This window comes from Pseudomonas citri, assembly GCF_025336485.1.
In the GTDB taxonomy this organism is placed as follows: domain Bacteria; phylum Pseudomonadota; class Gammaproteobacteria; order Pseudomonadales; family Pseudomonadaceae; genus Aquipseudomonas; species Aquipseudomonas citri.
The window spans coordinates 75,274-101,027 of sequence record NZ_JAODAB010000006.1; the positions used below are offsets into that span (position 1 = coordinate 75,274).

At 62.3% G+C, this 25,754-nt stretch carries 24 protein-coding genes and 1 pseudogene; 13 read left to right on the forward strand and 12 right to left on the reverse strand.

Going from position 1 to position 25,754, the window contains the following annotated elements; translation table 11 throughout:
- The first annotated feature begins 95 nt into the window (after positions 1 to 95).
- The 6 genes and pseudogenes from hemC (at position 96) to rsd (ending at position 5,679) form a co-directional block, all read left to right on the forward strand.
- Positions 96 to 1,037, forward strand: a complete 942-nt coding sequence (gene hemC / locus N4Q37_RS09255; RefSeq protein WP_260957213.1) for a hydroxymethylbilane synthase — start codon at positions 96 to 98, stop codon at positions 1,035 to 1,037.
- Positions 1,034 to 1,780, forward strand: a pseudogene (locus N4Q37_RS09260) (uroporphyrinogen-III synthase); the annotation flags it as partial. The gene hemC and the pseudogene N4Q37_RS09260, both read left to right, overlap by 4 nt.
- 36 nt (positions 1,781 to 1,816) lie before the next feature.
- A complete protein-coding gene (locus tag N4Q37_RS09265; RefSeq protein WP_260957669.1) occupies positions 1,817 to 2,950 on the forward strand; it encodes a uroporphyrinogen-III C-methyltransferase in 1,134 nt (377 codons plus the stop codon).
- A complete protein-coding gene (locus N4Q37_RS09270) occupies positions 2,947 to 4,194 on the forward strand; it encodes a heme biosynthesis HemY N-terminal domain-containing protein (RefSeq protein ID WP_260957215.1) in 1,248 nt (415 codons plus the stop codon). Before N4Q37_RS09265 ends, N4Q37_RS09270 begins: the two co-directional genes overlap by 4 nt.
- Before the next feature lie 309 nt (positions 4,195 to 4,503).
- Complete coding sequence (locus N4Q37_RS09275; protein ID WP_260957217.1) at positions 4,504 to 5,046, forward strand: disulfide bond formation protein B; 543 nt, start codon at positions 4,504 to 4,506, stop codon at positions 5,044 to 5,046.
- 174 nt (positions 5,047 to 5,220) lie between these two features.
- Entirely contained in the window at positions 5,221 to 5,679 is a 459-nt protein-coding gene (gene rsd, locus N4Q37_RS09280; protein WP_260957218.1) for a sigma D regulator, read from the forward strand.
- A gap of 58 nt (positions 5,680 to 5,737) precedes the next feature.
- Here rsd and N4Q37_RS09285 read toward each other — a convergent pair whose 3' ends face one another.
- On the reverse strand, positions 5,738 to 6,403 hold the full coding sequence (locus N4Q37_RS09285) for an FKBP-type peptidyl-prolyl cis-trans isomerase (protein WP_260957220.1): 666 nt from the start codon (positions 6,401 to 6,403) through the stop codon (positions 5,738 to 5,740).
- A gap of 191 nt (positions 6,404 to 6,594) precedes the next feature.
- Between N4Q37_RS09285 and N4Q37_RS09290 the strand changes: the two genes are divergently transcribed.
- On the forward strand, positions 6,595 to 7,548 hold the full coding sequence (locus N4Q37_RS09290) for an AlgP family protein (RefSeq protein ID WP_260957222.1): 954 nt from the start codon (positions 6,595 to 6,597) through the stop codon (positions 7,546 to 7,548).
- On the opposite strand, the gene N4Q37_RS09295 is transcribed toward N4Q37_RS09290, so the two are convergent.
- Entirely contained in the window at positions 7,545 to 8,006 is a 462-nt protein-coding gene (locus N4Q37_RS09295; protein WP_260957224.1) for a TIGR02444 family protein, read from the reverse strand. The two genes, N4Q37_RS09290 and N4Q37_RS09295, sit on opposite strands and share 4 nt — an antisense overlap.
- A gap of 50 nt (positions 8,007 to 8,056) precedes the next feature.
- Here N4Q37_RS09295 and N4Q37_RS09300 point away from each other — a divergent pair, with 50 nt between their 5' ends.
- The 3 genes from N4Q37_RS09300 (at position 8,057) to N4Q37_RS09310 (ending at position 11,276) form a co-directional block, all read left to right on the forward strand.
- Positions 8,057 to 9,967, forward strand: a complete 1,911-nt coding sequence (locus tag N4Q37_RS09300; protein ID WP_260957226.1) for an ATP-binding cassette domain-containing protein — start codon at positions 8,057 to 8,059, stop codon at positions 9,965 to 9,967.
- Complete coding sequence (locus N4Q37_RS09305; protein WP_260957228.1) at positions 9,967 to 10,548, forward strand: mechanosensitive ion channel family protein; 582 nt, start codon at positions 9,967 to 9,969, stop codon at positions 10,546 to 10,548. Before N4Q37_RS09300 ends, N4Q37_RS09305 begins: the two co-directional genes overlap by 1 nt.
- 95 nt (positions 10,549 to 10,643) lie before the next feature.
- Positions 10,644 to 11,276 carry a LysE family transporter gene (locus tag N4Q37_RS09310; RefSeq protein ID WP_260957230.1) on the forward strand — a complete coding sequence of 211 codons (633 nt, stop codon included), beginning with the start codon at positions 10,644 to 10,646 and terminating at the stop codon, positions 11,274 to 11,276.
- Between the two features lie 146 nt (positions 11,277 to 11,422).
- Here the strand turns inward: N4Q37_RS09310 and N4Q37_RS09315 are convergent, their stop codons facing one another.
- The 4 genes from N4Q37_RS09315 to N4Q37_RS09330 all read right to left on the reverse strand — a co-directional run bounded on the left by N4Q37_RS09315 (position 11,423) and on the right by N4Q37_RS09330 (position 14,660).
- On the reverse strand, positions 11,423 to 12,166 hold the full coding sequence (locus N4Q37_RS09315; RefSeq protein ID WP_260957232.1) for a penicillin-binding protein activator LpoB: 744 nt from the start codon (positions 12,164 to 12,166) through the stop codon (positions 11,423 to 11,425).
- Between the two features lie 3 nt (positions 12,167 to 12,169).
- Entirely contained in the window at positions 12,170 to 12,757 is a 588-nt protein-coding gene (lpoB, locus tag N4Q37_RS09320) for a penicillin-binding protein activator LpoB (protein ID WP_260957233.1), read from the reverse strand.
- 114 nt (positions 12,758 to 12,871) lie between these two features.
- The gene (locus tag N4Q37_RS09325) at positions 12,872 to 13,243 is read right to left on the reverse strand and encodes a YcfL family protein (RefSeq protein WP_260957235.1); all 372 of its coding nucleotides are present in this window, start codon (positions 13,241 to 13,243) and stop codon (positions 12,872 to 12,874) included.
- A gap of 19 nt (positions 13,244 to 13,262) precedes the next feature.
- Positions 13,263 to 14,660 carry a COG3014 family protein gene (locus tag N4Q37_RS09330; protein ID WP_260957236.1) on the reverse strand — a complete coding sequence of 466 codons (1,398 nt, stop codon included), beginning with the start codon at positions 14,658 to 14,660 and terminating at the stop codon, positions 13,263 to 13,265.
- A 315-nt stretch (positions 14,661 to 14,975) separates the two neighbouring features.
- Between N4Q37_RS09330 and N4Q37_RS09335 the strand changes: the two genes are divergently transcribed.
- A complete protein-coding gene (locus tag N4Q37_RS09335) occupies positions 14,976 to 16,874 on the forward strand; it encodes a cytochrome c/FTR1 family iron permease (RefSeq protein WP_260957237.1) in 1,899 nt (632 codons plus the stop codon).
- A gap of 132 nt (positions 16,875 to 17,006) precedes the next feature.
- Here N4Q37_RS09335 and elbB read toward each other — a convergent pair whose 3' ends face one another.
- Positions 17,007 to 17,675, reverse strand: coding sequence for an isoprenoid biosynthesis glyoxalase ElbB (gene elbB, locus N4Q37_RS09340; protein WP_260957239.1), 669 nt, complete (start codon positions 17,673 to 17,675; stop codon positions 17,007 to 17,009).
- Between the two features lie 221 nt (positions 17,676 to 17,896).
- A complete protein-coding gene (locus N4Q37_RS09345; RefSeq protein ID WP_260957241.1) occupies positions 17,897 to 18,520 on the reverse strand; it encodes a DedA family protein in 624 nt (207 codons plus the stop codon).
- A 231-nt stretch (positions 18,521 to 18,751) separates the two neighbouring features.
- Here N4Q37_RS09345 and hemB point away from each other — a divergent pair, with 231 nt between their 5' ends.
- Together hemB and ppk1 are read left to right on the forward strand one after the other, a co-directional pair.
- Entirely contained in the window at positions 18,752 to 19,765 is a 1,014-nt protein-coding gene (hemB, locus tag N4Q37_RS09350) for a porphobilinogen synthase (RefSeq protein ID WP_260957242.1), read from the forward strand.
- A 17-nt stretch (positions 19,766 to 19,782) separates the two neighbouring features.
- A complete protein-coding gene (gene ppk1 / locus N4Q37_RS09355; RefSeq protein ID WP_260957245.1) occupies positions 19,783 to 22,011 on the forward strand; it encodes a polyphosphate kinase 1 in 2,229 nt (742 codons plus the stop codon).
- Between the two features lie 58 nt (positions 22,012 to 22,069).
- On the opposite strand, the gene ppx is transcribed toward ppk1, so the two are convergent.
- The 4 genes from ppx to N4Q37_RS09375 all read right to left on the reverse strand — a co-directional run bounded on the left by ppx (position 22,070) and on the right by N4Q37_RS09375 (position 25,747).
- Positions 22,070 to 23,572, reverse strand: a complete 1,503-nt coding sequence (gene ppx / locus N4Q37_RS09360) for an exopolyphosphatase (RefSeq protein ID WP_260957247.1) — start codon at positions 23,570 to 23,572, stop codon at positions 22,070 to 22,072.
- Between the two features lie 129 nt (positions 23,573 to 23,701).
- On the reverse strand, positions 23,702 to 24,436 hold the full coding sequence (locus N4Q37_RS09365; protein WP_260957249.1) for an amino acid ABC transporter ATP-binding protein: 735 nt from the start codon (positions 24,434 to 24,436) through the stop codon (positions 23,702 to 23,704).
- Positions 24,423 to 25,073 (reverse strand): amino acid ABC transporter permease, encoded by a 651-nt coding sequence (locus N4Q37_RS09370; RefSeq protein WP_260957251.1) that lies wholly within the window; start codon positions 25,071 to 25,073, stop codon positions 24,423 to 24,425. The genes N4Q37_RS09365 and N4Q37_RS09370 overlap by 14 nt, the downstream gene beginning before the upstream one ends.
- Positions 25,070 to 25,747 (reverse strand): amino acid ABC transporter permease, encoded by a 678-nt coding sequence (locus N4Q37_RS09375; RefSeq protein ID WP_260957253.1) that lies wholly within the window; start codon positions 25,745 to 25,747, stop codon positions 25,070 to 25,072. Before N4Q37_RS09375 ends, N4Q37_RS09370 begins: the two co-directional genes overlap by 4 nt.
- Positions 25,748 to 25,754 lie beyond the last annotated feature (7 nt).

Genomic DNA, 25,754 nt, shown 5'->3' on the forward strand with positions numbered 1-25,754 from the left:
TGGCGGTCAGGGAGGCCTTGGGGTCGTGATTCAAGTCAAAGCGATTTTGACTGAGCTGTTATTATCCGCCGTATCTTTTAAGTACGGATTGATCCATGTCCCCTCGCGAGATCCGCATTGCCACCCGTAAGAGTGCCCTGGCCCTGTGGCAGGCCGAACACGTCAAAGCCCGCCTGGAAGCCGCTCACCCCGGCCTGATCGTGACCTTGGTGCCCATGGTCAGTCGCGGCGACAAGCTATTGGATTCCCCTCTGTCGAAAATCGGCGGCAAGGGCCTGTTCGTCAAGGAGCTGGAAACCGCGCTGCTGGACAACGAAGCCGACATCGCCGTGCATTCGATGAAGGACGTGCCCATGGACTTCCCTGAAGGCCTGGGCCTGTTCTGCATCTGCGAGCGGGAAGACCCGCGCGATGCGTTCGTGTCCAACACGTTCCCCAGTCTTGAAGCGCTTCCGCCCGGCAGTGTGGTAGGCACTTCCAGCCTGCGTCGCCAGGCTCAGTTGCTGACCCGCCGTCCGGATCTGCAAATCCGCTTCCTGCGCGGCAACGTCAATACGCGTCTGGCCAAGCTCGATGCCGGGGAGTGCGACGCCATCATCCTCGCCGCCGCCGGCCTGATCCGCCTGGGCTTCGAAGATCGCATCACGTCGACCATCAGCGTCGACGATAGCCTGCCGGCCGGTGGACAAGGGGCCGTGGGCATCGAGTGCCGCAGCGCCGACAGCGAAATTCATGCCCTGCTGGTGCCGCTGCACCATGAAGACACCGCCACGCGGGTCATCGCCGAGCGCGCCCTCAACAAACACCTCAACGGTGGTTGCCAAGTGCCGATCGCCTGTTATGCCGTGCTGGAGGGCGATCAGGTCTGGTTGCGCGGCTTGGTGGGTGATCCGGATGGCAGCCGGTTGCTCAGTTCCCAGGCCCGGGCGCCGCGCCACGATGCCGAGGCGCTGGGGGTGCGGGTCGCGGAAGATCTGCTGCGCCAGGGCGCCGACCAGATCCTCAAGAAAGTCTACGGCGAGGCGGGTCACGCGTGACGGACTGGCGGCTGCTGCTGACCCGGCCGGCCGAAGAGTCGGCGGCCCTGGCGGCTGTCCTGGCCGAAGCGGGCATCTTCAGCAGCAGCTTGCCGTTGCTGGACATCGTGCCGATTCCCTTGTCCGATGCCGGGCGCACGATCATCCAGGCGCTGGACCAGTACTGCGCCGTGATTGTGGTGAGCAAGCCGGCGGCGCGCCTGTGTGTGGAGTGCCTGCGCCAATACTGGCCCAGTCTTCCCGACCAGCCATGGTTCAGTGTCGGCGGCGCCACCGGGCAGATTCTTGCCGATGCCGGCCTCGACGTGTTTTATCCAGACAGTGGCGATGACAGCGAAGCCTTGCTCGAACTCCCCCGATTGCAACAGGCGGTCGACCGGCCCGACGCGCGGGTCTTGATCGTGCGTGGCGAGGGTGGACGCGGTTTGCTGGCGGAGCGTTTGCGCGAGCAAGGTGCTAGTGTCGACTATCTGGAGTTGTACCGACGCGGCCTGCCGTCTTACCGTGAAGGTGAGTTGCCGGCCAGGGTCGAAGCGGAACGCCTGAACGCACTGGTGGTCAGCAGTGGGCAGAGCTTCGAGCATCTGCAACGGCTGGCCGGCGATGCGTGGCCCGACCTTGCGCGACTACCGTTGTTTGTTCCAAGCCCAAGGGTTGCCGAGATGGCGCTTGCCGCCGGGGCCCGAACAGTTGTGGATTGCCGTGGCGCCAATGCCGCGGCTTTGCTGGCGGCGTTACGGGAACAATCCGTGCCGTTTTCTAATGCAAAGGATGGATACGTGAGCGAAACAGCCTTGCCAAAAGAAGAACAAGACCAGCCAGCGATCGACGCGCCGGTTGAAAAACCGGCTCCGACGGCGCCCCGTCGTGGCAGCGGACTGGCGTTCGTGGCGTTGCTGCTCGGCGCCGCTGGCGTGGCAGTCGGTGGTTGGAGCGTGTGGCAGGTGCGTCACCTGCAAGCCAATAACCAGCAACAGGCCGCCGAGGTCCAGGCCCTGGACGATCAGGCCCAGACCCTCAAGCTCAACGAGCAACGCCTGAGTGAGCGGCTGGCGCAACTGCCTCCGGCCGAAGAGCTGGAAGAGCGGCGACGCCAGGTCGCCCAACTGCAAGGCGATCAGCAGCGCCTCAGCCAACGCCTGGAAACCGTGCTCGGGGCCAGCCGCAAGGACTGGCGCCTGGCCGAGGCCGAGCATCTGTTGCGCCTGGCCAGCCTGCGTCTTTCCGCGCTGCAAGACATCAACAGTGCCCAGGCCCTGGTCCAGGGGGCTGACGAGATCCTGCGCGAGCAGGATGACCCCGGTTCGTTCGCCGCCCGCGAGCAACTGGCCAAGACCCTCGCCGCTTTGCGCAGCACCGAGCAGCCGGACCGCACCGGCCTGTTCCTGCAACTGGGCGCCCTGCGCGACCAGGTGTTGCAGCTCAGCGAACTGGCGCCTGAATACAAGGACCGTGGTGAGTCCCTGCTGGGCCTGACCGCCGATGGCGACGGCGCCAGTCGCTGGGCCCAGTGGTGGGACGAAATCTCGCGCTACATCCGCATCGACTTCAACGCCGATCAGAACGTCCGTCCGCTGCTGGCCGGACAGAGCCTGATGCAGGTGCGCCTGGCCTTGAGCCTGGCGCTGGAGCAGGCGCAATGGGCAGCCCTCAACGGCCAGGCAGCGGTCTACACCCAGGCGCTGACCGAGGCACGGGATGTGCTCAAGAACAACTTCAACCAGGACAACCCGCAGAGCAAAGTCATGCTCGAGCGCGTAGTCGAGCTGGGCAAGCAACCCGTGACGGTGGTAACTCCGGACCTGACGGCCACCCTGAGCAGCGTCCAGGCCTACCTTGAGCGCCGTAGCCTGAACGCCGAAGACTCCGTCAAGCCGCTGCCCAAGCGTGGCGAGCAGGAGACCACGCCATGAAGCGTCTCTACGTGATTCTGTTTTTGGTCATCGCTGCCGCCGGCTTGCTGGGCATGGCGATTGCCGAGCATTCGGGTTACGTGCTGGTGGCGTACAAGAGCTTCCGTTATGAAGCCGGTCTCTGGGTAACCCTGGTGCTGGTGGCCGTGCTCTGGCTGTTGTGGCGGGGCGTCAGCGCCCTGATCGGGTTGGTGACCACTTCCTCCGGCGTGGTCAATCCATGGTCGCGGCGCAATCGCAGCCGCCGAGTGCAGGTGGCGATCGAGCATGGCCAACTGGACCTGGCTGAAGGTCGCTGGGCCAGTGCCCAGCGACACCTGCACCGTGCCGCCGAGGCCGAGCGCCAGCCATTGCTGTATTACCTGGGCGCCGCCCGTGCCGCCAACGAGCAAGGTCTTTCCGAGCAGAGCGACAGCTTGCTGGAACGCGCCCTGGAGCGTCAGCCCCAGGCTGAACTGGCCATTGCGTTGACTCATGCACAATTGCAGACGGATCGAGGCGACACTGACGGAGCCCTGGGCACGTTGCAGGCCATGCATGAGCGCCATCCCCATAACACGCAGGTCCTGCGTCAGCTCCAACGTCTTCATCGGCAGCGCGGCGACTGGTCCGCGGTGATCCGGCTGTTGCCGGAGCTGCGCAAGGACAAAGTCCTCGCGGCCAGCGAACTGGCTGAACTGGAGCGCCAGGCGTGGGGCGAGAACCTTTCCCTGGCGGCCCATCGTGAAGACGATGCAAGTGTCGGCCTGCAATCGCTCAACCGGGCCTGGCAGCAATTGACCGCCGCGCAACGCCAGGAGCCGGCCCTGGTGCTGGCCTATGCCGAGCAACTGCGGCAACTGGGTGCCCAGGTCGAAGCCGAAGAGGCGTTGCGCGTCGCCCTCAAGCGTCACTACGACAGCCACCTGGCACGGCTGTATGGACTGGTCCGCGGCAGCGATCCGATCCATCAATTGCAAATGGCCGAAGGCTGGCTCAAGGCACATCCGGCGGATCCAGGCCTGTTGCTGACGCTGGGGCGCTTGAGTTTGCAAAACAGCTTGTGGGGCAAGGCGCGGGATTACCTGGAGAGCAGCCTGCGGATCCAACGCCATCCGGAAGCCTGTGCCGAACTGGCGCGATTGCTGGCGCAACTGGGGGATGCCGAGCGCAGCAATCAGTTGTTCCAGGAGGGCTTGGGGTTGCTGGATGAACGTCTACTGGCTGCGCCGCTGCCGGTTCAGGCGCAGGTCTTGCCGACTTGAGATGGGCATGACTCATTCTTGAAAGTGGAATGAGTCCTTGTGGCGAGGGGATAAATCCCCTCGCCACAATGTTCATCCTGTTCCAGTCCGAACAGATCCCGTCCTGGGGGAAATGGTTGCAGGATACCAGCCCGGTTTTCGGGCTTTGGTCATGCCTTCAGCAAAGTCCTACAGCGCACTGCGCACAATCCCCTTGTCCCTGTCGGGAATTCCCTACACCTGCGGTGAAGTCTCTGCACGGGCCTGCCTTGAAAGGCCTGAGGGCTTTCCTCTACCGTAACTGCTTGTCTCTTCTGTAACGGAACCGCCATGTCTTTGGCCAGCTCACGCTTCTTGTTTTTCATGGCTTCCATCGCTGCGGCCCTGGTCTTGGGCATCGCCAGTTACCTGGAGTATTCGGTCGGCCTGATACCTTGCAGCCTGTGTGTCTTGCAGCGTTTGTGCCTGACCCTGTTTCTGGTCAACTGCCTCATCGCGTGCGTGCACGGGCCGGGTCGCAAGGGCAGCATCTTCTATGGGGCGACGGGGTTGGTCTTCGCGTCGGGGGGCATGATCCTGGCCTGGCGCCAGGTCCTGGTGCAAAGCATGTCGATCGAGCGCTTGCCCGACTGCGTGTCCCACTTGCAGCGAGCGGATACCTGGTGGTGTGCCGTGCATCGTGTTCTCGACGGAGCGGTCGATTGCGCGAGCATCACCTGGACGTTATTCGACCTGAGCATTCCCGAGTGGAGCCTGCTGTTTTTTATCGCCGTGTTCATTGTCGCCACCTATCTGCTGTTGCGTCTTGTCTGGAGCGCTCTGGTTCGACCGCTCGGCGGCGGAACGTCGCAGTGGGTGCGGATCATGGATTAAACACTTGTATGAACTTTATCTCCTGCGTACCTTGAAGCGGCTGTCGTGCGGGCATAATCTGGCCCGCACGTGTTTTGGAATTATGTCGCTCGCTCACGTTGTGTCTGGTTCGCCCCGGGTTTGGGGGGTATGGGCAGGCTGCGAGGGGCATGACTCACAAAGGAAGAAATCGCCATGCTCGAAAGTTGTCAGAATGCTCAGGAACGCTGGGGTGGAGTGCATCTGCTGATCGACCGCTGGTTGCAGGAGCGTCACGAACTGGTTCGGGCCTATGATGCGCTTGGCGACAAGCCTGAGGCACTGAGTGAGAGCCGCAAGCCGTTGCAGGAGTTCTGCGGTGTGCTGGTCGACTATGTGTCTGCCGGTCATTTCGAGATCTACGAACAACTGACAGGCGAAGCCAAGGCTTTCAACGATAAGCGTGGCCTGGAACTCGCCGAGCAGATCTACCCGCGCATCGACGTCATCACCGAAAAGCTGCTGGCCTTCAATGATCTGTGCGATGAAGGCAAGTGCGTCGCGGAAAAATTCAAGGAGTTGGGTGGCTTGTTGCACGAGCGTTTCGAACTGGAAGACTGCCTGATCGAAGTGCTGCACAACGCCCACAAGGAAGACGCTACAGTCCAAGCCTGACGGCCCTGCGGCAAAAAAAACGGTGCGCATTTGCGCACCGTTTTTCGTTTGACCAGCGTCAGGTCGTGGCGCCCAGCAACTCGATCTCGAACACCAACGGTGTGAACGGCGGGATCACATCAGCGGCCCCTTCGGCACCGTAGGCCTGGCTCGAAGGAATCACCAGGCGCCACTTCGCACCGACCGGCATTTGCGGCAATGCGCTGCGCCAGCCATCGATCACGCTGTCCAGGTTGAACCACTGCGGCTGGCCATTGGAATCGAATACGGTGCCATCCGGCAGTCGACCGACATACAACACCTGGACCTTGCCGTGAGGGCCGGCCTTTGCACCTTTGCCAGGCTTGAGTTCGGTCAGCAGGATCCCGTCCGCCAGTTGCTGGACACCGGGACGGTGCTTTTCTTCGTTGAGAAATTTCTGCTCCGTTTGCAGCGCCGCTTCGACCTCAGGTGTCGTCGATTGCGCGGTCAGTCGTGCCTGATGCTCGGCCAGGATCTGTTCGATGCGCTCGTCCCTGAGGGCCAGGGGCTTACCCTGATACGCTTGTTGCAAACCCTCGACCAATACCTGGATCTGGAGGTTGGGCACGTCCTGGCGCAAGCGCTCACCCAGGCTGGCGCCCAAGCTGTAGGCCAGGTCGTGGGCATCGCTTGCGCTGGTTTTTTCAACGGCCTGGGTCATGGAGCAAACCATGCACAGGCATAAAAAAAGCTGACGCGACATGTGGAGTCTCCGGCCTCGAATCGAGGAATTATGCCAGTGCCGACATCGATAAAGGTGGATGGCCCTGGCGCTGGTGCAGAAGATTTTTCGTGCCTTGCAACGCAACGTCTTGCGTACTGTCAACATGCCCTAGCGGCGGTTGCAGCAGAGGTCTAGTATGAGCCGCACTCACGTCAGTCAGGAGGTAACCCATGTCGGCCACCAAGAAGCCTGTAAACACTCCGTTGCACTTGCTCCAACAACTCTCGAGCAGCCTGCTCGATCATCTGGAAAATGCCTGCGCCCAAGCCCTGGCTGATGCTGAAAAACTGCTCGCCAAACTGGAGAAACAACGCGGCAAAGCGCAAGAAAAACTGCACAAATCACGCACCAAATTGCAAGACGCGGCCGCCGCTGGCAAGGCCAAGGCACAAGCCAAGGCCAAGGACGTCGTGAAGGAACTCGAAGACCTGCTCGATGCCTTGAAGGATCGTCAATCCGAAACCCGCGCCTACATCCTGCAACTCAAGCGCGATGCCCAGGAAAGCCTGAAACTGGCGCAAGGCGTGGGTCGCGTCCAAGAGGCAGCGGGCAAGGCCTTGAGTCTTCGCGCCGCCAAGCCCGCCGCTGTATCGGCCAAGAAAGCCGCGGCTAAACCTGCCGTCGTAAAAACTCCGGCCAAAGCAGCCGCCAAGCCAGCCGCAAAAGCGTCGAGCAAACCTGCAGCCAAACCGGTCGCGGCCAGTGCTGCAAAACCTGCGGTGAAAAAACCGGCTGTCAAAGCAGCCGCCAAGCCCGTTGCCAAAACGGCGGCCGCCAAACCGGCTGCTTCCAAGCCTGCTGCAAAAGCGGTCGCCAAGCCTGCGGCTAAAACCGCTGCCGCAAAACCCGCTGCTACCAAGACTGCCGCCGTCAAACCTGCTGCCAAGTCCGTTGCAAAACCTGCCGCTAAACCGGCTGCGAGCAAAGCGGCTGCCAAGCCTGCGGCAACCAAAACGGCGGCGGCAAAACCCGCTACGGCCAAGCCTGCCGTGAAAGCGGCCGCCAAGCCGGTCGCGACCAAGACCCCGGCGGCAGCACCTGCTCCAGCGGCCAACACACCGGCGCCGGCATCCAGCCCGTCGGCCGCCGTTGCGCCAAGCGGCACCCCTACCAGCGCTTCCTAAATGCTGGAAATCGCGACGCGCAGCTCATGCAGCGCGTCGTGGTTCGCCGGACCGGTATTCACCGCCAGCCCCGTCAGCCATTGCGCTGCCTCCTTGTGCCCGCCAGGCCAGTCCTTTGCCGCAGCCTCCAAGCGCTCCAGCAATTGCCGTTCGGCCTCCAGCTCCAGTTGCTTCACCTGTTCGCGCAGATGCCTGAGTGGCGCGTCGCCAAGGGCGCGGGTTTTCCATTGGTTGCGCAGCCTGCGCAATGGCTGGACGACCTCTGAATCCCAGGGTGCGGCCACTTGCCGAAGGTGCTTTAGCCGGTGTTCATCGCAGGCCACGCCGCGTTGCTCCAGCCACAGGCCGCAAAGCAGCAGGCAGACACTCTCGCCGTTCGCTTGCAAGGCCAGGCAGGCCGGTTCCACGCCAGGCTTGGCATAGAGTTCAAGGGAAAAACGCCACAGGTCAGGGGCCATCGTGCTACTCGCGCCAGTTGCGAGCGAAGCTGGTAGACTCCGCCGCCATTATGATCCGACTTCAGAACCTGACTTTACAGCGTGGCCCGCAACGTCTGCTAGAAGACGCCGAGCTGACCCTGCACGCCGGCCACAAAGCCGGCCTCATCGGTGCCAACGGCGCCGGCAAATCCAGCCTGTTCGCCTTGCTGCGCGGCGAGCTGCACCCGGACTCGGGCGATTGCTCGCTGCCGGCCGACTGGCGCATCGCCCACATGCGCCAGGAGGTGGACACGCTCGAGCGCCTGGCGGTGGACTATGTGCTCGATGGCGACTTGCGTCTGCGCCAGGTCCAACGCGACCTGGCTGCAGCCGAGGCGGCCCACGACGGCGCCGCACAAGCCCGCTTGCACGCCGAGCTCGACAGCGCCGATGGCTACACCGCCGATGCCCGCGCGCGCAAATTGCTCGCCGGCCTGGGTTTCACCAATGAGCAGATGGACCGTCAGGTCGGCGATTTTTCCGGTGGCTGGCGGATGCGCCTGAACCTGGCGCAGGCCTTGATGTGCCCTTCGGACTTGTTGCTGCTCGACGAGCCGACCAACCACTTGGACCTCGACGCCATCATCTGGCTCGAAGACTGGCTCAAGGGTTATCCGGGCACGTTGCTGCTGATCTCCCATGACCGGGATTTCCTCGACGCCGTGGTGGACCACGTGGCGCACGTCGACCAGCGCAAGCTCACCTTGTACCGCGGCGGCTACAGCGCTTTCGAGCGGGCCCGTGCCGAACGCCTGGCCCAGCAACAGCAGGCCTACGAGAAGCAGCAGGCGCAGCGTGCGCACATGGAAAGCTACATCGCCCGCTTCAAGGCCCAGGCCACCAAGGCCCGCCAGGCCCAGAGCCGGATCAAGGCGTTGGAGCGGATGGAAGAACTGTCCGCGGCCCACGTCGATTCGCCGTTTGATTTTGTCTTCCGTGAGTCGACCAAGATCTCCAGCCCGCTGATCGACCTGTCCGACGCGCGCCTGGGCTATGGCGACAAAGCCGTGCTGGAAAAGGTCAAGCTGCAATTGACGCCCGGCGCGCGGATCGGCCTGCTGGGCCCCAACGGCGCGGGCAAGTCGACCCTGATCAAGAATCTCTCCGGCGAGCTGCAGCCGTTGGCCGGCCGCCTGACCCGTGGCGAGAACACCGTTGTCGGCTACTTCGCCCAACATCAGCTCGATTCCCTGGACGCCAAGGCCAGCCCGTTGCTGCACCTGCAACGCCTGGCGCCGACCGAGCGCGAGCAGACCCTGCGCGATTTCCTCGGTGGTTTCGATTTCCGTGGGGCGCGCATCGACGAGCCGGTGCTGAATTTCTCCGGTGGCGAGAAGGCGCGCCTGGCGCTGGCGCTAATCGCCTGGGGCCGGCCGAACCTGCTGCTGCTCGACGAACCGACCAACCACCTGGACCTGGAGATGCGCCTGGCCTTGACCATGGCCTTGCAGGAGTTCAGTGGCGCGGTGCTGGTGGTTTCCCACGACCGGCACCTGCTCAAGAGCACCACCGATAACTTCTTCCTGGTGGCCGACGGTAAGGTCGAGGAATTCGACGGTGACCTGGAAGACTACGCCCGTTGGCTGGTGGAATATCGCCAGCGCAACGCGCCAGTCAGCAGCGCACCAGTCAATCCGGACAAGACCGACAAGAAAGCCCAACGCCAGGCCGCCGCGGTCTTGCGTCAGCAGTTGGCACCGCATAAGCGCGAAGCCGATAAACTCGAAGCCGAACTGAGCAAGCTGCACGAAAAGTTGCAGAAAATCGAAACCAGCCTGGGCGACAGTGGTCTCTACGAGGCAGCGCGCAAGGATGAGTTGCGCGATCTGCTGGCCGAGCAGGCCAGGCTCAAGGTTCGGGAAGCGGAGCTCGAGGAGGCGTGGATGCAAGCCCTGGAATCGCTGGAAAACCTGCAAGCGGAGCTGGAGGCGCTGTCCTGATGGAAGCGTTGGCGTTGCCGGTACCGATCATGTGGATCGAGCCGATCTGGCTCGGCGTGCAAGTGCTGCTGATCCTGCTGATCGGCTATTTCGCCCAGCGTTTCGTGGCGCGGGCCCTCACGGGCCTGGGCGAGCGTTACCCGTTTCCACCGCAATTGGTGATTATCCTGCGCGGCGTGTTGCGCTGGCTGATCATGGGCAGTGCGGTGCTGGTGGTGCTCGAGCGCCTGGGTGTCTCGGCCACGGTGCTGTGGACCGCTGTCTCGGGGTTCGTCGCAGTGGCCGCGGTGGCGTTTTTCGCCATCTGGAGCGTGCTCTCCAACCTGCTGTGCGCCGTTCTGATTTATACCGTCGGGCCGTTTCGCCTGGGTGATGTGGTCGAGTTGGTGGAAGCCACCGACAAGCCGGGCATCAAGGGCAAAGTGGTCGCGATCAACCTGCTCTACACCACGCTGATCGAGCCCGAGGAACTCGGCACCGGCAGTTCGATGGTGCAAGTGCCCAACAGTCTGTTCTTCCAGCGTTCGGTTCGGCGTTGGCGCGGCAGCGAGACGTTTCCGGTGGGCGGTTTCGTCGAGTGACCTCGGTGCCTTCGCATTTCCTGAAAATATCGGTGGTCAGTTGCTCGACGGCGCATTAGCTTATTCGTTTCGACGAATTCGAGCCGAGGTGTGCGATGTTGCTGGAAACGTGGCTGGCGTTTTTCGCCGCGTGCTGGGTGATCAGCCTTTCGCCGGGCGCCGGTGCGATTGCATCGATGTCCAGCGGTCTGCGATACGGTTTCTGGCGCGGTTATTGGAATGCCTTGGGCCTGCAATTGGGCCTGGTGCTGCAAATCGTGATTGTCGCGGCCGGCGTGGGGGCGATCCTCACGGCGTCGGCCACCGCGTTTTATGCGATCAAGTGGTTCGGCGTGGCCTACCTGGTTTACCTGGGTATCAAGCAGTGGCAAGCGATCCCCGGTGAAATCAGCGACGACGCGGCAGTGCGGCCGATCGGCAAGCCCCTGGCGCTGATATTTCGCGGATTTTTGGTCAACGTCAGCAACCCCAAGGCACTGGTATTCATGCTGGCGGTGCTGCCGCAGTTCATCGATCCCCATGCTCCCTTGCTCAAGCAGTACCTGATCCTGGGCGTGACCATGATCTGTGTCGACCTGATCGTCATGGCCGGCTACACCGGGCTGGCTTCGAAAGTGCTGCGCCTGTTGCGCACGCCGAAACAGCAGCGACGGATGAATCGGACTTTTGCCGGGCTGTTCATTGGCGCGGCGGGTTTGCTGGCGACGATTCGCAAGGCTGCCGTCTAGGCAAGCCACTTGTGGCGGGGCACTTTGTGGGAGCAAGGCTTGCCCGCGATACAGGCGACTCGATTTCTGAAAGACCTCATCGCCTTCATCGCGGGCAAGCCTTGCTCCCACAGGATCTTCTTGCCACAACGCATTCGTTCAGTGGCTCAGCGCAAGATCACCGGCGCCGTGTCCCGTGGCAGGTTGTTACGCTGCATCGGCTCACGGGGCTCTTCGTAGCTCGGCCCACCGAGCTGTTCGCTCAGTTGTCGCGCCACGTCCTCACCCAGGGCCTTGGACACATCGCGCACCACCCGTGGACGGTTGAGGCTGATGTGCACGTCCCGGTGGTTCAACAGCTTGGTGTCCTGGCCTTCGCCCATGGCGGTGAAGGCCGAGGTGACTTCGAAGGTTCTGGTGTTGATCAGGCTGAAGTCCGCCACCAGGGTCAGCCCCAGCACCGCCGAGTAGCTGTCGGTGTTGGCCAGCTCGTTGATGTCGCGGGTGAAGTCGATGTCCGACACGGTGCCGAACAGCACGTAGTCGGCGCCCTTGAAGTTCCCGGCCTTGATGCGCTTGATCACATCAAAGACGTCACCTTTGGAGGACGCGGTGTAAGGTGTGCCCTGCACTAGCTGGAACATCCCGCTGCGCAGGATCTCACCCTTGATGTCACCGGTGAACTTGCGCAGTTCGCCCTGCTCGATGTAGCTGCTGGTGGCTTCCATCTCGTCGTAGCTCGACGAAGCACTGGCGTTGTAGCCGTTCGCTTGAAAGTTGCTCTGGGCCGAAACGGTGTGGATGTATTCCTCCACCTGCTGCTGGTACGCCAGATCAGTGACGGCGACTTTCGGGGCCGCCTGCGCGCCGAACGCGCAGGCCAGGGCCATGATGCCTATCCATGTGCGCATGGCTTAACGCTCCGTGGTCTTGCGGATTTCTTTTTCGTCCATCCACTCGGCCAGGCCGCTTTCAACGTCGATCAATTGCAGGCTGAACTTATAGAAAACGTCCTTGTAGTCGCTGCTGCGCTTGACGATCGAGCTGATGGAACCCTCGAGACGGTACTTGGCGGCGATCATGTTGCCGGTCTTGGCCACGGTGCTCTTCTTGTACAGACCGCTCTGGTTCTGCAGCTTGAGCTGGTCGACCTGGCTGTCCATCGCGTTGTTGTCGCTGGCGAAACGGGCCGCGCCGGTTTTCATCAGCTGGGTCTTGATGCTGGTGGTGATCTCGCGGGTGTCGATGTATTCGCTGGTCTTGTTTTTCACGTCGTAGACCTGGACCACCGGACGGCCTTGCAGGATGCCGGACTGGGCCAGGGAGCGGGTCATGGACTCGGCGATCATTTGCAGGTCGGTGGAGCCGAATTCATTGGTCACGGTTTCCACGGCCTTGGTGTCGCCGTAGCTGATGTTCTTGTTGCCCAGCACCGGAGAGTTGTTGGCACAGCCGCTGACCAACAGGGCGGCGAGGGCGAGGGAGGTAATGCGTAGAAACATGTGGGGGCTCTCGAATTGCTGCATAAGGGTTGTGTGGTGAAGGGTGGGAGCAAGCTTTACTTCCACCCTTCACCAAAGGCTTTCAGGCCAAAGGCTTGCTGATCGGGATCCGGCTCAGGGCGTATTGATTTCCAAACGGAAATCCACGGCCTTGGGCGTCGGTGCGATGGCCGGCAGGAAGCTGGTCTGCTCGCCGTACAGCGTCAGGCTTTTCCAGGTTTCCGGTTCGGCGATCGGAAAACCTTCCGGCCCCAGCCAGGCGAAGCGGTAATACATCGTCTTGTTGTTGTAGCTGGTGTTGCTCAGCTGCACGTTGACGGTCAGGTAGCCGTTCTCCCGGGCCACGCGCATGGCACCGACCACGATATTTTTGGTTTTGCCCATCGCCACCACCTTGCTGGCGGCGCTGCCCGGTTCCGGAGGTGGCGGGGTGGCGCAACCGGCCAGCAAGGCCAGGGCGCCGACGGCGATCAGTTTTAAACGCATACGGGCAAAGACTCCGTTCTTAAGGTTGCTTGAGGCTGGCGACAGCGGTCGGGTTGGTGTTCGGGATCACATGGGCGGCCAGGCCACTGGCAAAGACCTGGTTGCCCACGGCCCGCAAGCTGATGACCTGGTAACGCTGGTCGACGTTGACCTTGACCACCGAGCCGCCTACCGCGCTCGGCAAGGTCACCTGGTGCTCACCCTTCTTCAGGCGCAGGCGCACCACTTGGGTGTAGTCCGGCAGGGTGCGCCAGGTCCGGGTGTCGGCGCCTTCGAGCACGGCCGAGGTAATGCCCACGGCCAGACCGGCGAGGGGGTTGGTCTCGTTGATCTGCTTTTGTGCCACGCCACGGCTGATGGCGCGCACGGTCGTGCGCAGGATGATGCCCGGCATGTCGTCACGCAGGGCACGACGGGACATGGCGGTGGTGCTGTTGAGCGGCGTGAGGTCCAGCTGGCGTCCGTCGACGCCGATCTGGGCGAAGGCGACGGTGGAGGTATCAGGCTTGATCACCGGGAACGACAAAGGTGTGATCACCACATTGCCGCTGATGGGCAAGGGCAGGGGAATGCGGATCGAGTCCCGGGAAGGTGCCAGGCCGCTTTGCACCACGATCAGGATATCGCTGTCGTCGTCCTTGGCGGCAGGTTTGTCGAGGTTGAGCAGGGCCTGCTCCAGCAGTGGTGTATTGGGGCGCAGTTCGGCGGCCTTGCGGTAACCCGGTGCGGCGAGGTCCTTTTCGCCCAAGGCTTCATAGACGAAGCCGGCCAGGTAATGACTGAATGCGCTCTGGTAACTGTTCTTGAGGCCGATCACTTCCGGGGCGTCGAGGCTGGCCACCGGGTAACCCTTGAGATCCTTGTACTGCGTCTGGATGCCTTGTTTCTCGGCTTCCTCCTCGCGCTTGAGGTATTCCTTGTCCCGCAGGTCGGCAATCACCGCTTCGCGCTCGTGAGTCTTCTTGATCTGCGTCCGCGCGCCGTCGAAGTCGTTCACTGCCAGCAGGTTCAAGGCCATCTGCGTGGTCAGCATGACCTTCTCGTAGTCGTAGCCTTCATAGCGTCGGACTTTGTCGTTGACCAGGAAACTGCCGAACTGGGCCAGGTACTTGGCGGTGTCGAGCTTGACGGCGTCTTCCCAACGGGCCACTTGCTGGTCGGCGCTGGTCCAGGCCGCCTGGCTGCCGGACAGATCGCCTTTGGCGCGCAGCAATTCACCTTTCTCGAAGAAATAGAGCAGGTCTTTGTCTTGGCCGGAATTGTTCTTTTCCAGCAGGGTCAACGCCGCGTCGACGTTGCCGGAGGCCAGTTGCTGGTTGGTCTGGGCCAGTTCGCTGTCGTAGTTGCGAAACACCGAGCAGCCGGACAGCAAAGTGATTGCCCCGAGGGCGAGTGAGAAAACGGCGCGGGATGCCATGAAACTTTTCTTCCCTGATAGCAGCCTGGGTGTGCGGGTCGGGCTGGAGCGATCCCACGGACAAGCGCCGTGACGCTGTCGGTTCCTCATAACCAGAGGAGCTTTTATGCCATCGGATAATAAGAAGGCGGCGCGATTATAAGCATGGCCGTTGGCTATGTAATGGCTTTTTAATTTCTAAATGCTGTTTTTGTGACATCACCTTCAAAGCGTGAAAATCCGATGAAAAAGCGCCGATAACGCACATCGGCTCTTGAGCGAAAGTCATTGGGAGTGAACAATGTGTTACTTCTTATTACCAATTGAGAGTCATTAATGACTGCCCCGTTTCGTTTCCTGGCCTGGCTTGCGCTGCCGTTGCTCGCGCTGTGCAGTACGTCGCTGCTGGCCGACACCGTCGAGGGCGCTCCCCAGGCGCTGCACATGTTGGATTACATCGGGGCGGATTACCCGCCAACGGTCGAAGCGGGCAAGGTCATCGACGACTCCGAGTACCGCGAGCAGTTGGAGTTCACCCAGGTGTTGCAAGGCCTGATCGGCGAGCTGCCGGCCAAGCCAGAGAAGGCCGAGCTGGTCCAAGGCGTCGCGACCTTGCGCAGTGCCATCACCCAGCGCCAGGACGGCGCCGATGTGGCCCGCCTGGCTCGCCAGTTGGGCGCCAAGCTGGCAGTGGCGTATGAAGTCAGCCAGGCGCCGGTCATTACCCCGGACCCTGCCCGCGGTGTACCGCTGTATGCCCAGAATTGCTCGGTGTGCCACGGTGCCACCGGTGCCGGCGACGGTCCGGCCGGTGTCGGCCTGGAACCGCCGCCGGCCAACTTGCGGGACGGCCAGCGTGTCGATCGCCTGAGCCTCTATGGGATCTACAGCACGCTGGGCATGGGTATCGAAGGCACCGACATGCCGGCCTTCGCCGATCAGCTCGATGACCGTCAACGCTGGGACCTGGCGACCTACATCGCCAGCTTCAGCGCCGACCCGGCCGCGGCCAAGAGTGAACAGGTGTTCAACCTGGCCGACCTGGCTCGCCAGACTCCGGCCGAGGTCCTGGCCGCGCAGGGCCCCGCAGCGGCGGCGACTTTCCGCGCCCAGCGTGCCCAGCCGCCACAAGTGCAGCGTGGTCCGGGGCAATTGCTCGACTACACCGCGGCCACCCTGGACAAGAGCATCGCGGCGTACCGCGCCGGTGACCACGACCAGGCCTATGACCTGTCGGTCGCCGCGTACCTGGAAGGCTTTGAGCTGGTGGAAAGCTCGCTGGATAACGTCGACGCCAACGCGCGTAAGGACACCGAAAAGGCGCTGATGGCCTACCGTCAGTCCCTGCAGGACGGCCTGCCGGTGGAGCAGGCCGAGCAGCGCCTGGATGCGGCCAAGGCCAAGTTGAAGGCATCTGCCGGCCTGCTGGGTGGCGATGGGCTGAGCTGGTCGCTGAGCTACGTTTCAGGCCTGCTGATCCTGTTGCGTGAAGGGCTGGAAGCGATTCTGGTGCTGGCGGCAATCCTGGCCTTCCTGCGCAACACCGGCCAGCAATCGGCGGTGCGCAGTGTCAACGCCGGTTGGGGCCTGGCGCTGTTGGCCGGCCTGGCGACCTGGGGGCTGGCGGCCTACGTGATCGATGTCAGCGGCGCTCAGCGCGAGCTGCTGGAAGGCGCGACTGCGTTGTTCGCCAGTGTGATGGTCTTGTGGCTGGGCGTCTGGATGCATGACCGACGTCACGCGGCGGCCTGGCAGGACTACATCAAGAGCAGCCTGGTGGGCGGCGGTGGTCGTTTCGGCTTCGCGATCCTGGCGTTCTTCTCGGTTTACCGTGAGCTGTTCGAAGTGATCCTGTTCTACGAGACCCTGTGGTTGCAGGCAGGCCCGGCCGGACACAACGCCGTGCTGGCCGGTGGCGCGTCGGCGCTGGTGTTGCTGGTGGGGTTGGCCTGGATCATCTTGCGCGGCTCGGCGAAGCTACCGCTGGCGCTGTTCTTCAGCATCAACGCCGCGTTGCTGTGTGCGCTGTCGGTGGTCTTCGCCGGTCATGGCGTGAAGGCGTTGCAAGAAGCCGGGGTGTTCGGCACTCGCCCGGTGGCGTTCTTTGATTTCGACTGGCTGGGCATCCATGCCGATGCCTACTCGTTGGCCGCCCAAGTGCTGGCGATCCTGGCGATCGTGGTGTTGTACGGGCGCAGCTGGGTGGCGGAGAAGCGTCGGGTCCAGGTGTCCTGAAGCGCGGCATTCGCTGCGCTCATGATCGCGGGCAAGCCTTGCTCCCATAGTGATGGACTGCCCCCCAGGAAGTTGGACACCAATCCAACCCTTGGGGCAGTCCAGTGATCAGTCGCTGTGGGAGTAGGGGTGTCAGGCGTCGTTCTCGTGGGTCAGTTCCAGGACCCGGTCCACCAGCTTGTTGATGCCTGACGCGGCTTCGCTGATGTTCTGCGCCAGCATGTAGGCTGGGGTGCTGACCAGTTTGCGCGCGGTGTCTTCGACGATGTCGGTAACGGCGCAGTCTTGGTGGGTGCCGCCCATCTTGGTCACCGCCGCCGCGGTGTCGGCATCGTGGCCAATGGTGCAGATGACCCCGGGACCATAGATTTTTGCCGCCAGGGCCGGGGAAATACAGATCAGCCCTACCGGTTTACCGGCCTCGGCAAAGGCTTCGGTCAGCGCCAGGACTTCTGGCTGGACGCTACAGCCAGCCCCTTCGACGGCAAAGTTGGACAGGTTTTTCGCCGAGCCGAAACCACCCGGGATGATCAATGCGTCGAAGTCCTCGGCACTGGCTTCGCGCAAATCCTTCACGTTGCCCCGGGCGATCCGCGCTGACTCCACCAACACGTTGCGGCTCTCGGGCATTTCCTCGCCGGTCAGGTGATTGATCACATGCATCTGGGCAATGTTGGGCGCAAAACATTGGACCTGCGCTCCGCGTTGGTCGAGACGCAGCAAGGTGATTACGCTCTCGTGGATCTCCGCGCCGTCGTACACGCCACAACCGGAAAGGATCACTGCAATTTTTTTGCTCATGGGCTTTTCTCCAGATTCATGGCGATCAATGTCCACTAATTCGTTACTCGTTGCCATAGGGTTATCCGGCCGCTACACCCGTACAGAACCCGTTCCACATGGATCGCAACGCTTTCTACATGGATCGCGGCGACGGCACGGTGTTCATTATTTGGGAGCGGCTGTTGGGTTCCTTACAAGAGGAAAACGTCAGCGAACCGTTGATTCCTGGTGCAACCGGTCTACTCGATTGGCGTCGTGGGTTCGCCTGGCCGGGCTTGTTCCAGGCGCTCGGCTTCAAGGGCCTTCCTGGCCAGCCGCGCATTCTTGAGACGGCGCCACAGCCATAGTCCAAAACCCACGACCAGGAGGCTGCCGAGCACCCACAGCTCATATTTCTTGATACTAGGCAGGATGGTTTCAAGCGCGGCGCCAAAGTGGTACGCGGCGGCGGCCAGTGCGGTGGCCCAGATCGCTGCGCCGATGCCGTTGAGCAACAGGTAGCGGCCCGGCGGGTAGCCGGAAAGGCCGATCGCCACCGGCATCACCGTGCGCAGGCCGTAGACGAAGCGGAAGCTCAGGACCCAGATGTCCGGATGCCGGCGAATGTGTTCCAGCGCGCGGTCGCCCATCAGTTGCCAGCGCGGCTTGCGCGCCAGCAGCTTGCGCCCGTGCTTGCGACCCAGGAAGTACCACAGCTGGTCCCCCGCATAGCTGCCGCAGAACGCCACGACCACCACCAGGTTGATGTCCATGTAGCCACGGAACGCCAGAAAACCTGCGAGCACAAGAATGGTTTCGCCTTCGAAGAACGTGCCGATAAACAGGGCCAGGTAGCCGAAGTCATTTAGAAATTGTTGGAGCATTGTCTGGGTGCTGGCGAAATGAACGCGCAGCCTAACCCTTCAGGCACATTCAGGAAAGTATCGAAATGTGTCTCGACGTGAACATTTCCTACAACGACAATAACTGCGACGACAAGTCACAGGGTGAAGCCGAACATTGCGACCCCGGCGCAACACTTCTGTCACGCTTTGGTCATAATGACCGCTTATAACTGTCACGCTCGCCCGTCCGCGCGGGCTCAGGAGTCTGCCGTGAGCTTTACCCCCGCCAATCGTCTGTTCCCTGCCACCCGCCTGCGTCGCAATCGCCGTGATGAGTTCTCTCGTCGGCTGGTGCGTGAGAACGTGCTGACCACCGACGATCTGATCCTGCCGGTGTTCGTATTGGACGGGGAGAACCGTCGCGAGGCCGTGGCGTCGATGCCTGGGGTAGAGCGCCTGACCATCGACCTGCTGCTGGAAGAAGCCGCCAAGTGGGTCGAGCTGGGGATTCCGGCGCTTGCGCTGTTTCCCGTCACGCCGCTGGCCCTCAAGTCCCTGGATGCCGCCGAAGCCTGGAACCCGGAAGGCATCGCCCAGCGCGCCACCCGTGCGCTGCGCGCCCGCTTCCCGGAACTGGGGGTGATCACCGATGTGGCGCTGGACCCGTTCACCACCCATGGCCAGGATGGCATCCTCGACGAAGACGGTTATGTGCAGAACGACATTACCGTCGATGCGCTGGTGCGCCAGGCGTTGTCCCACGCCGAGGCCGGTGCCCAGGTGGTGGCGCCGTCGGACATGATGGACGGGCGTATCCAGGCGATCCGCGAAGCCCTCGAGGTGGCCGGTCACGTCAATGTGCGGATCATGGCCTACTCGGCCAAGTACGCCAGCGCCTACTACGGCCCGTTCCGCGATGCGGTCGGTTCGGCCCTGAACCTGGGCAAGGCCAACAAGGCCTCCTATCAGATGGACCCGGCCAACGGCGACGAAGCCCTGCACGAAGTGGCGGCTGATCTGTCAGAAGGGGCAGACATGGTCATGGTCAAGCCGGGCATGCCTTACCTCGACATTCTTTACCGGGTCAAAGATGCATTCAAAGTGCCGACTTTCGTTTACCAGGTCAGCGGTGAGTACGCCATGCACATGGCGGCGATCCAGAACGGTTGGTTGGGCGAAGGCGTCATTCTCGAATCGCTGACCGCTTTCAAACGCGCAGGAGCTGATGGCATCCTGACATACTTTGCCGTGCGCGCCGCCCAATTGTTACGAGAGCAGAAATAGCCTGCCAGGAACTTGCGATGAATACCGAAGGACTTTCCGAAGTTGCTGTAAAAGACGCTCAACCGGTGGTCGAGCAGATCGCCGAGACGCCGCCGGAGCTGGCGCCTGCCCAGGCACAGGCACCGGCGGCGGCCGTCGAGCCCGCCCCGGCTCCGGCGATTGTCATCCCCAGCCTGGATGACAGCAGCTTGTATATCCATCGCGAGCTGTCGCAACTGCAGTTCAACATCCGTGTCTTGGAGCAGGCGCTGGACGAGTCCTATCCGCTGCTCGAGCGCCTGAAGTTCCTGCTGATCTTTTCCAGCAACCTGGATGAGTTCTTCGAAATCCGCGTCGCCGGCCTGAAAAAGCAAATCACGTTCGCCCGGGAACAGGCCGGCGCTGACGGCCTGCAACCGCACCAGGCCCTGGCGCGCATCAGCGAGCTGGTCCACGGCCAGGTGGATCGCCAGTACGCCATCCTCAACGACATCCTGTTGCCGGAACTGGAAAAACATCAGGTCCGCTTCATCCGTCGCCGTTACTGGACCACCAAGCTCAAGACTTGGGTGCGCCGCTATTTCCGCGACGAAATCGCCCCGATCATCACCCCCATCGGCCTCGACCCGACGCACCCGTTCCCGTTGCTGGTCAACAAGAGCCTGAACTTCATCGTCGAACTGGAAGGCATCGACGCATTCGGTCGCGATTCCGGCCTGGCGATCATCCCCGCGCCGCGCCTGCTGCCGCGTATCATCCGCGTGCCGGAAGACGTCGGCGGCCCTGGCGACAATTATGTATTCCTGTCGTCGATGATCCACGCCCATGCCGATGACCTGTTCCAGGGCATGAAGGTGAAGGGGTGCTATCAGTTCCGCTTGACCCGCAACGCCGATCTGGCGGTGGACACCGAAGACGTCGAGGACCTGGCCCGCGCCTTGCGCGGCGAGCTGTTCTCCCGTCGCTACGGCGACGCGGTGCGCCTGGAAGTGGCCGATACCTGTCCGAAGCACTTGTCCGACTACCTGCTCAAGCAGTTCAACCTGCACGAGACCGAGCTGTATCAGGTCAACGGCCCGGTCAACCTGACCCGCTTGTTCAGCATCACCGGCCTGGACAGCCATCCAGAGCTGCAATATTTGCCGTTCACCCCGCAGATTCCCAAGCTGCTGCAGAACAGCGAGAACATTTTCAGCGTGATCAGCAAGCAGGACATCCTGTTGCTGCACCCGTTCGAATCGTTCACGCCCGTGGTCGACCTGCTGCGCCAGGCCGCCAAGGACCCGCACGTTCTGGCGGTGCGCCAGACCCTGTACCGCAGCGGCGCCAACTCGGAGATCGTCGACGCCCTGGTGGACGCGGCGCGCAACGGCAAGGAAGTCACGGCGGTGATCGAATTGCGCGCGCGCTTCGACGAGGAGTCCAACCTGCAACTGGCCAGCCGCCTGCAAGCGGCCGGTGCGGTGGTGATCTACGGCGTGGTCGGCTTCAAGACTCACGCCAAGATGATGCTGATCCTGCGGCGTGAAGCCGGAGAGATCGTGCGTTACGCCCACTTGGGCACCGGTAACTACCACGCCGCCAACGCCCGCTTGTACACCGACTACAGCCTGCTGACCTCCGATGACGCCTTGTGCGAAGACGTCGGCAAGCTGTTCAGCCAGTTGATCGGCATGGGCAAGACCCTGCGCATGAAGAAGCTGCTGCATGCGCCGTTCACCCTGAAAAAGGGCATGCTCGACATGATCGCCCGGGAAACGCAGTTCGCCCTGGACGGCAAGCCGGCGCACATCATCGCCAAGTTCAACTCACTGACCGATCCGAAGATCATCCGTGCGTTGTACAAGGCCAGCCAGTCGGGCGTGCGCATCGACCTGGTGGTACGCGGCATGTGCTGTCTGCGGCCGGGCATCGCGGGGGTCTCCCACAACATCCATGTGCGCTCGATCATTGGCCGCTTCCTGGAGCATACGCGGGTGTTCTACTTCCTCAACGGCGGCGAGGAGCAGATGTTCCTGTCCAGCGCCGACTGGATGGAACGCAACCTCGACAAGCGTGTCGAGACTTGTTTCCCGGTGGAGGGCAAGAAGCTGATCCTGCGGGTCAAGAAGGAGCTGGAAAGCTACCTGACCGACAACACCCACAGTTGGACCCTGCAATCGGATGGTCGCTACATCCGTAACACGCCGACCGGCAACCAGAACCCGCGCAGTGCCCAGGCGACCTTGCTGGAGCGCTTGAGCAGCCCGGTGTTGGTGGTTAGTTAAGGCACGGTCAGCCCGGCTTTTTGTGGCGCGGGGATAAATCCCCTCGCCACAATGGCTATCAGTGAATGTTCAGCACGATCCCGACCCGGGTCAGCCATTCCGCTTCCTGGGCGAAGTCGGCCTGAGTCAGCTGGTTTTCTTCCAGCCAGTCCTCGGGGAATATCACATCCAGTTGGTCGCCGTCGGCGTGCAGGGCCACTTGGGGCATCTGTTGGGTGCCGCGGATGTGGTGGAACAGGATCGCGAAGCGCAGCAGCACGCACAGGCGAATCAGCTTGATGCCGTCGTCGCCGAATTCGGCAAATTTATCCTTGGGAATGTTGCGTCGGTGCCCACGCACCAACAGCGCGAGCATCTGCTGGTCTTCCCGGGAGAAACCCGCCAGGTCGGAGTGCTCGATCAGGTAGGCGCCGTGTTTGTGGTAGTGGTAGTGGGCGATGTCCAGGCCCACTTCGTGCACCTTGGCCGCCCAACTGAGCAGTTCGCGCCAGACGCCGTCATTGAGGTCCCAATCGTCGGCCACCTGGTCGAAGGCGTGCAGCGCCTTGCGTTCGACCCGCACGGCCTGCTCCAGGTCGACGTGGTAACGCTCCATGAGTGAACTCAGGGTGCGCTCGCGCACGTCTTCATGATGATGACGCCCCAGCAGGTCGTAGAGGACGCCTTCGCGCAAGGCGCCCTCGCAGTGGTCCATGCGTTGCAGTTCCAAGGCATCGAAAATGGCTTCGAGGATCGCCAGGCCCGCCGGGAAAATCGCCCGGCGGTCGGGCTTGATACCTTCGAAATCGATCTTGTCCACATCACCCAGCTTGAACACCCTGCGCTTGAGCCAGGCCAGGCCTTCGGCGTTGACCTCGCCGTTGCCCTGGCCGCCGGCCTTGAGAGCCAGGCCGATGGCACGGATGGTGCCCGAGGAGCCGATGGCCTCGTCCCAGGTCAGGCGGTGCAGGGCGTGTTCGATGCTCATGATTTCCAGGCGCGCCGCCGTGTACGCCTGGGCGTAGCGGGCCGGGGTGATCTTGCCGTCGCGGAAATACCGCTGGGTGTAGCTGACGCAGCCCATTTGCAGGCTTTCGCGCAAAAGTGGTTCGAAGCGCTGGCCAATGATGAATTCGGTACTGCCCCCGCCGATGTCCGCCACCAGGCGCTTGCCCGGGGTGTCGGCCAGGGTATGGGAAACGCCGAGGTAGATCAGGCGGGCTTCTTCACGGCCGGAGATGACTTCCACCGGATGGCCGAGGATCTCTTCGGCGCGGTGGATGAACTCGCCACGGTTGCGCGCCTCGCGCAGGGCGTTGGTGCCCACGATCCGCACCGCGCCCAGGGGCATGCCGTTGATCAGTTGGGCGAAGCGCTTGAGGCAGTCGAGCCCGCGCTGGATGGATTCCTCGCTCAGTTGGCGCGCTTCGTCGATACCGGCGGCCAACTGGACCTTTTCACCCAGCCGCTCAAGAATGCGGATCTCCCCGTTCTGGGCTTTGGCGACGACCATGTGGAAGCTGTTGGAGCCCAGGTCTATGGCAGCGATCAGGGACAGATTCTTGGCTTGGGATGGCGGCATGGTCAAAAAGTCTCGGTCGATAACCTCGCCATCCTGCCACGATCAACCGCTTACGCCAACGCACCTGAACCGAACCCTTGAGCCAGAGCAGCTTGCAAGGTGCCGTTGTGGTGAGGGGATTTACCGAGGTCAGGCAGATTCGACCGTCCCGATAAAGTTCGCCAGCTCCGCCGTCTGCGGATCTGCAAACAGCACCTTGGGATCTCCCACCTCATGCACCTTGCCCTGATGCATGAACACCAGTTTGTCGCCCACTTCCCGGGCGAAACGCATCTCGTGGGTGACCATGATCAGCGTCATGCCTTCCTTGGCCAGTTGCCGCACCACGCTGAGCACTTCGTTGACCAGTTCCGGGTCGAGGGCCGAGGTGATTTCGTCGCACAGCAGCACTTTGGGCGACATCGCCAGGGCGCGGGCAATCGCCACTCGCTGTTGCTGGCCACCGGACAGGCGGTCGGGAAACGCATCGAATTTCTCGCCAAGCCCGACCCGTTCCAGCATTTGGCGCGCCAGTTCGGCCGCCTTGGCCTTGGGTACTTTCTGTACGACTTGCGGCGCAAGCATCACGTTTTCGCCAACGGTCAGGTGCGGGAACAGATTGAACTGCTGGAACACCATCCCGACTTTCTGGCGCAGGCTGCGCAGGTCGACGCGGGCGGCGTCGAGGTATTCGCCGTCCACTTCGATCACGCCGTCGTTGATCGACTCCAGGCCATTGAGGGTGCGCAGCAAGGTGGACTTGCCCGAACCGCTGCGGCCGATGATCGCTACTACCTGGCCCTCTTCGATGCTCAGGTCGATGCCTTTGAGCACGTGATGATCGCCGTAGTATTTGTGCAGGGCGGAAATTCTAAGCAGAGGCATGCAGTCTCCTTTCCAGGTAGCGTGCGCTGAGGGACAAGGGGTAACAAAGCAGGAAATAGCCGAGGGCCACCAGGCCATACACCATGAACGGTTCGAACGTGGCGTTGGCGAGCATGCCGCCGGTCTTGGTCAGTTCGGTAAAGCCGATGATCGAGGTCACGGCGGTGCCCTTGACCACTTGCACCGAGAAACCCACGGTCGGCGCCACGGCGATGCGCAGGGCCTGGGGCAGGATCACGTAGCGCAACTGTTCCAATGGGTTGAGGGCCAGGCTGGCGCTGGCTTCCCATTGGCCGTTGGGGATCGCTTCGACGCAGCCGCGCCAGATCTCCGCCAGGTAGGCGCTGGTAAACAACGTCAGGGCAATCGCCGCCGCTAGCCACGGTGAAATCTCCACGCCGGCCAGGGCCACGCCAAAGAACACCAGGAACAATTGCATCAGCAGCGGCGTGCCCTGGAACAACTCGATGTAGGTGCGCGCGATGTGTTGGGGCAGGGCGTTCCTGGAGATGCGCAGCACCAGCACCAGCAAGCCGATCAAGCCGCCGCCGATAAAGGCCACCAGTGACAACGCCAGGGTCCATTGCAGGCCGGTGAACAGGTTGCGCACCACATCCCAGAAAGTGAAATCGCTCATGGGTAGCTCCTGCTGCTGCGGTACAGGCACCGTTGGCCGATCCAGTTCAGGAACTGGCGGATCAACAGCGCCATGCACAGGTAGACCAACGTGGTCAGCGCATAGGTTTCGAACGCCCGGAAGTTGCGCGACTGAATGAAATTGGCGGCGAAACTCAGCTCTTCGGTGGCGATCTGCGAACAGACCGCCGAGCCGAGCATCACGATGATGATCTGGCTGCTCAGGGCCGGCCAGACCTTGCCCAGCGCCGGCAGCAGCACCACATGGCGAAAGGCTTCGAAGCGGCTCATCGCCAGGGCGGCGGCGGCTTCCAGCTGGCCTCGCGGGATGGCCTGGATGCCGGCGCGGATGATCTCGGTGGAATAAGCGCCCAGGTTGATCACCATCGCCAGGACGGCCGCCTGCCATTCGGAAATCTGCAGGCCCAGGGACGGCAGGCCGAAAAAGATGAAAAACAGTTGCACCAGGAACGGCGTGTTGCGGATCAACTCCACATAGACGCCGAAGATCGCCGCGAACGGGCGGATGTTCCACGCCCGCACCACGGCCCCGACGATGCCCAGGCCAACCCCGAACAACGCGCCGATGGCCGTCAGCTCCAGGGTAAACAGCGCGCCGTGCACCAGCAGCTCGGTGTTTTGCACCACCGGCAGGAAATCGAACTGATAAGCCATGCTCAGC

Coding starts and splice junctions, on each gene's coding strand:
- hemC (WP_260957213.1), top strand. CDS start 96: ATGTCCCCTCGCGAGATCCGCATTGCCACCCGTAAGAGTGCCCTGGCC.
- N4Q37_RS09270 (WP_260957215.1), top strand. CDS start 2,947: ATGAAGCGTCTCTACGTGATTCTGTTTTTGGTCATCGCTGCCGCCGGC.
- N4Q37_RS09275 (WP_260957217.1), top strand. CDS start 4,504: ATGTCTTTGGCCAGCTCACGCTTCTTGTTTTTCATGGCTTCCATCGCT.
- rsd (WP_260957218.1), top strand. CDS start 5,221: ATGCTCGAAAGTTGTCAGAATGCTCAGGAACGCTGGGGTGGAGTGCAT.
- N4Q37_RS09285 (WP_260957220.1), bottom strand. CDS start 6,403: ATGTCGCGTCAGCTTTTTTTATGCCTGTGCATGGTTTGCTCCATGACC.
- N4Q37_RS09290 (WP_260957222.1), top strand. CDS start 6,595: ATGTCGGCCACCAAGAAGCCTGTAAACACTCCGTTGCACTTGCTCCAA.
- N4Q37_RS09295 (WP_260957224.1), bottom strand. CDS start 8,006: ATGGCCCCTGACCTGTGGCGTTTTTCCCTTGAACTCTATGCCAAGCCT.
- N4Q37_RS09300 (WP_260957226.1), top strand. CDS start 8,057: ATGATCCGACTTCAGAACCTGACTTTACAGCGTGGCCCGCAACGTCTG.
- N4Q37_RS09305 (WP_260957228.1), top strand. CDS start 9,967: ATGGAAGCGTTGGCGTTGCCGGTACCGATCATGTGGATCGAGCCGATC.
- N4Q37_RS09310 (WP_260957230.1), top strand. CDS start 10,644: ATGTTGCTGGAAACGTGGCTGGCGTTTTTCGCCGCGTGCTGGGTGATC.
- N4Q37_RS09315 (WP_260957232.1), bottom strand. CDS start 12,166: ATGCGCACATGGATAGGCATCATGGCCCTGGCCTGCGCGTTCGGCGCG.
- lpoB (WP_260957233.1), bottom strand. CDS start 12,757: ATGTTTCTACGCATTACCTCCCTCGCCCTCGCCGCCCTGTTGGTCAGC.
- N4Q37_RS09325 (WP_260957235.1), bottom strand. CDS start 13,243: ATGCGTTTAAAACTGATCGCCGTCGGCGCCCTGGCCTTGCTGGCCGGT.
- N4Q37_RS09330 (WP_260957236.1), bottom strand. CDS start 14,660: ATGGCATCCCGCGCCGTTTTCTCACTCGCCCTCGGGGCAATCACTTTG.
- N4Q37_RS09335 (WP_260957237.1), top strand. CDS start 14,976: ATGACTGCCCCGTTTCGTTTCCTGGCCTGGCTTGCGCTGCCGTTGCTC.
- elbB (WP_260957239.1), bottom strand. CDS start 17,675: ATGAGCAAAAAAATTGCAGTGATCCTTTCCGGTTGTGGCGTGTACGAC.
- N4Q37_RS09345 (WP_260957241.1), bottom strand. CDS start 18,520: ATGCTCCAACAATTTCTAAATGACTTCGGCTACCTGGCCCTGTTTATC.
- ppk1 (WP_260957245.1), top strand. CDS start 19,783: ATGAATACCGAAGGACTTTCCGAAGTTGCTGTAAAAGACGCTCAACCG.
- ppx (WP_260957247.1), bottom strand. CDS start 23,572: ATGCCGCCATCCCAAGCCAAGAATCTGTCCCTGATCGCTGCCATAGAC.
- N4Q37_RS09365 (WP_260957249.1), bottom strand. CDS start 24,436: ATGCCTCTGCTTAGAATTTCCGCCCTGCACAAATACTACGGCGATCAT.
- N4Q37_RS09370 (WP_260957251.1), bottom strand. CDS start 25,073: ATGAGCGATTTCACTTTCTGGGATGTGGTGCGCAACCTGTTCACCGGC.
- N4Q37_RS09375 (WP_260957253.1), bottom strand. CDS start 25,747: ATGGCTTATCAGTTCGATTTCCTGCCGGTGGTGCAAAACACCGAGCTG.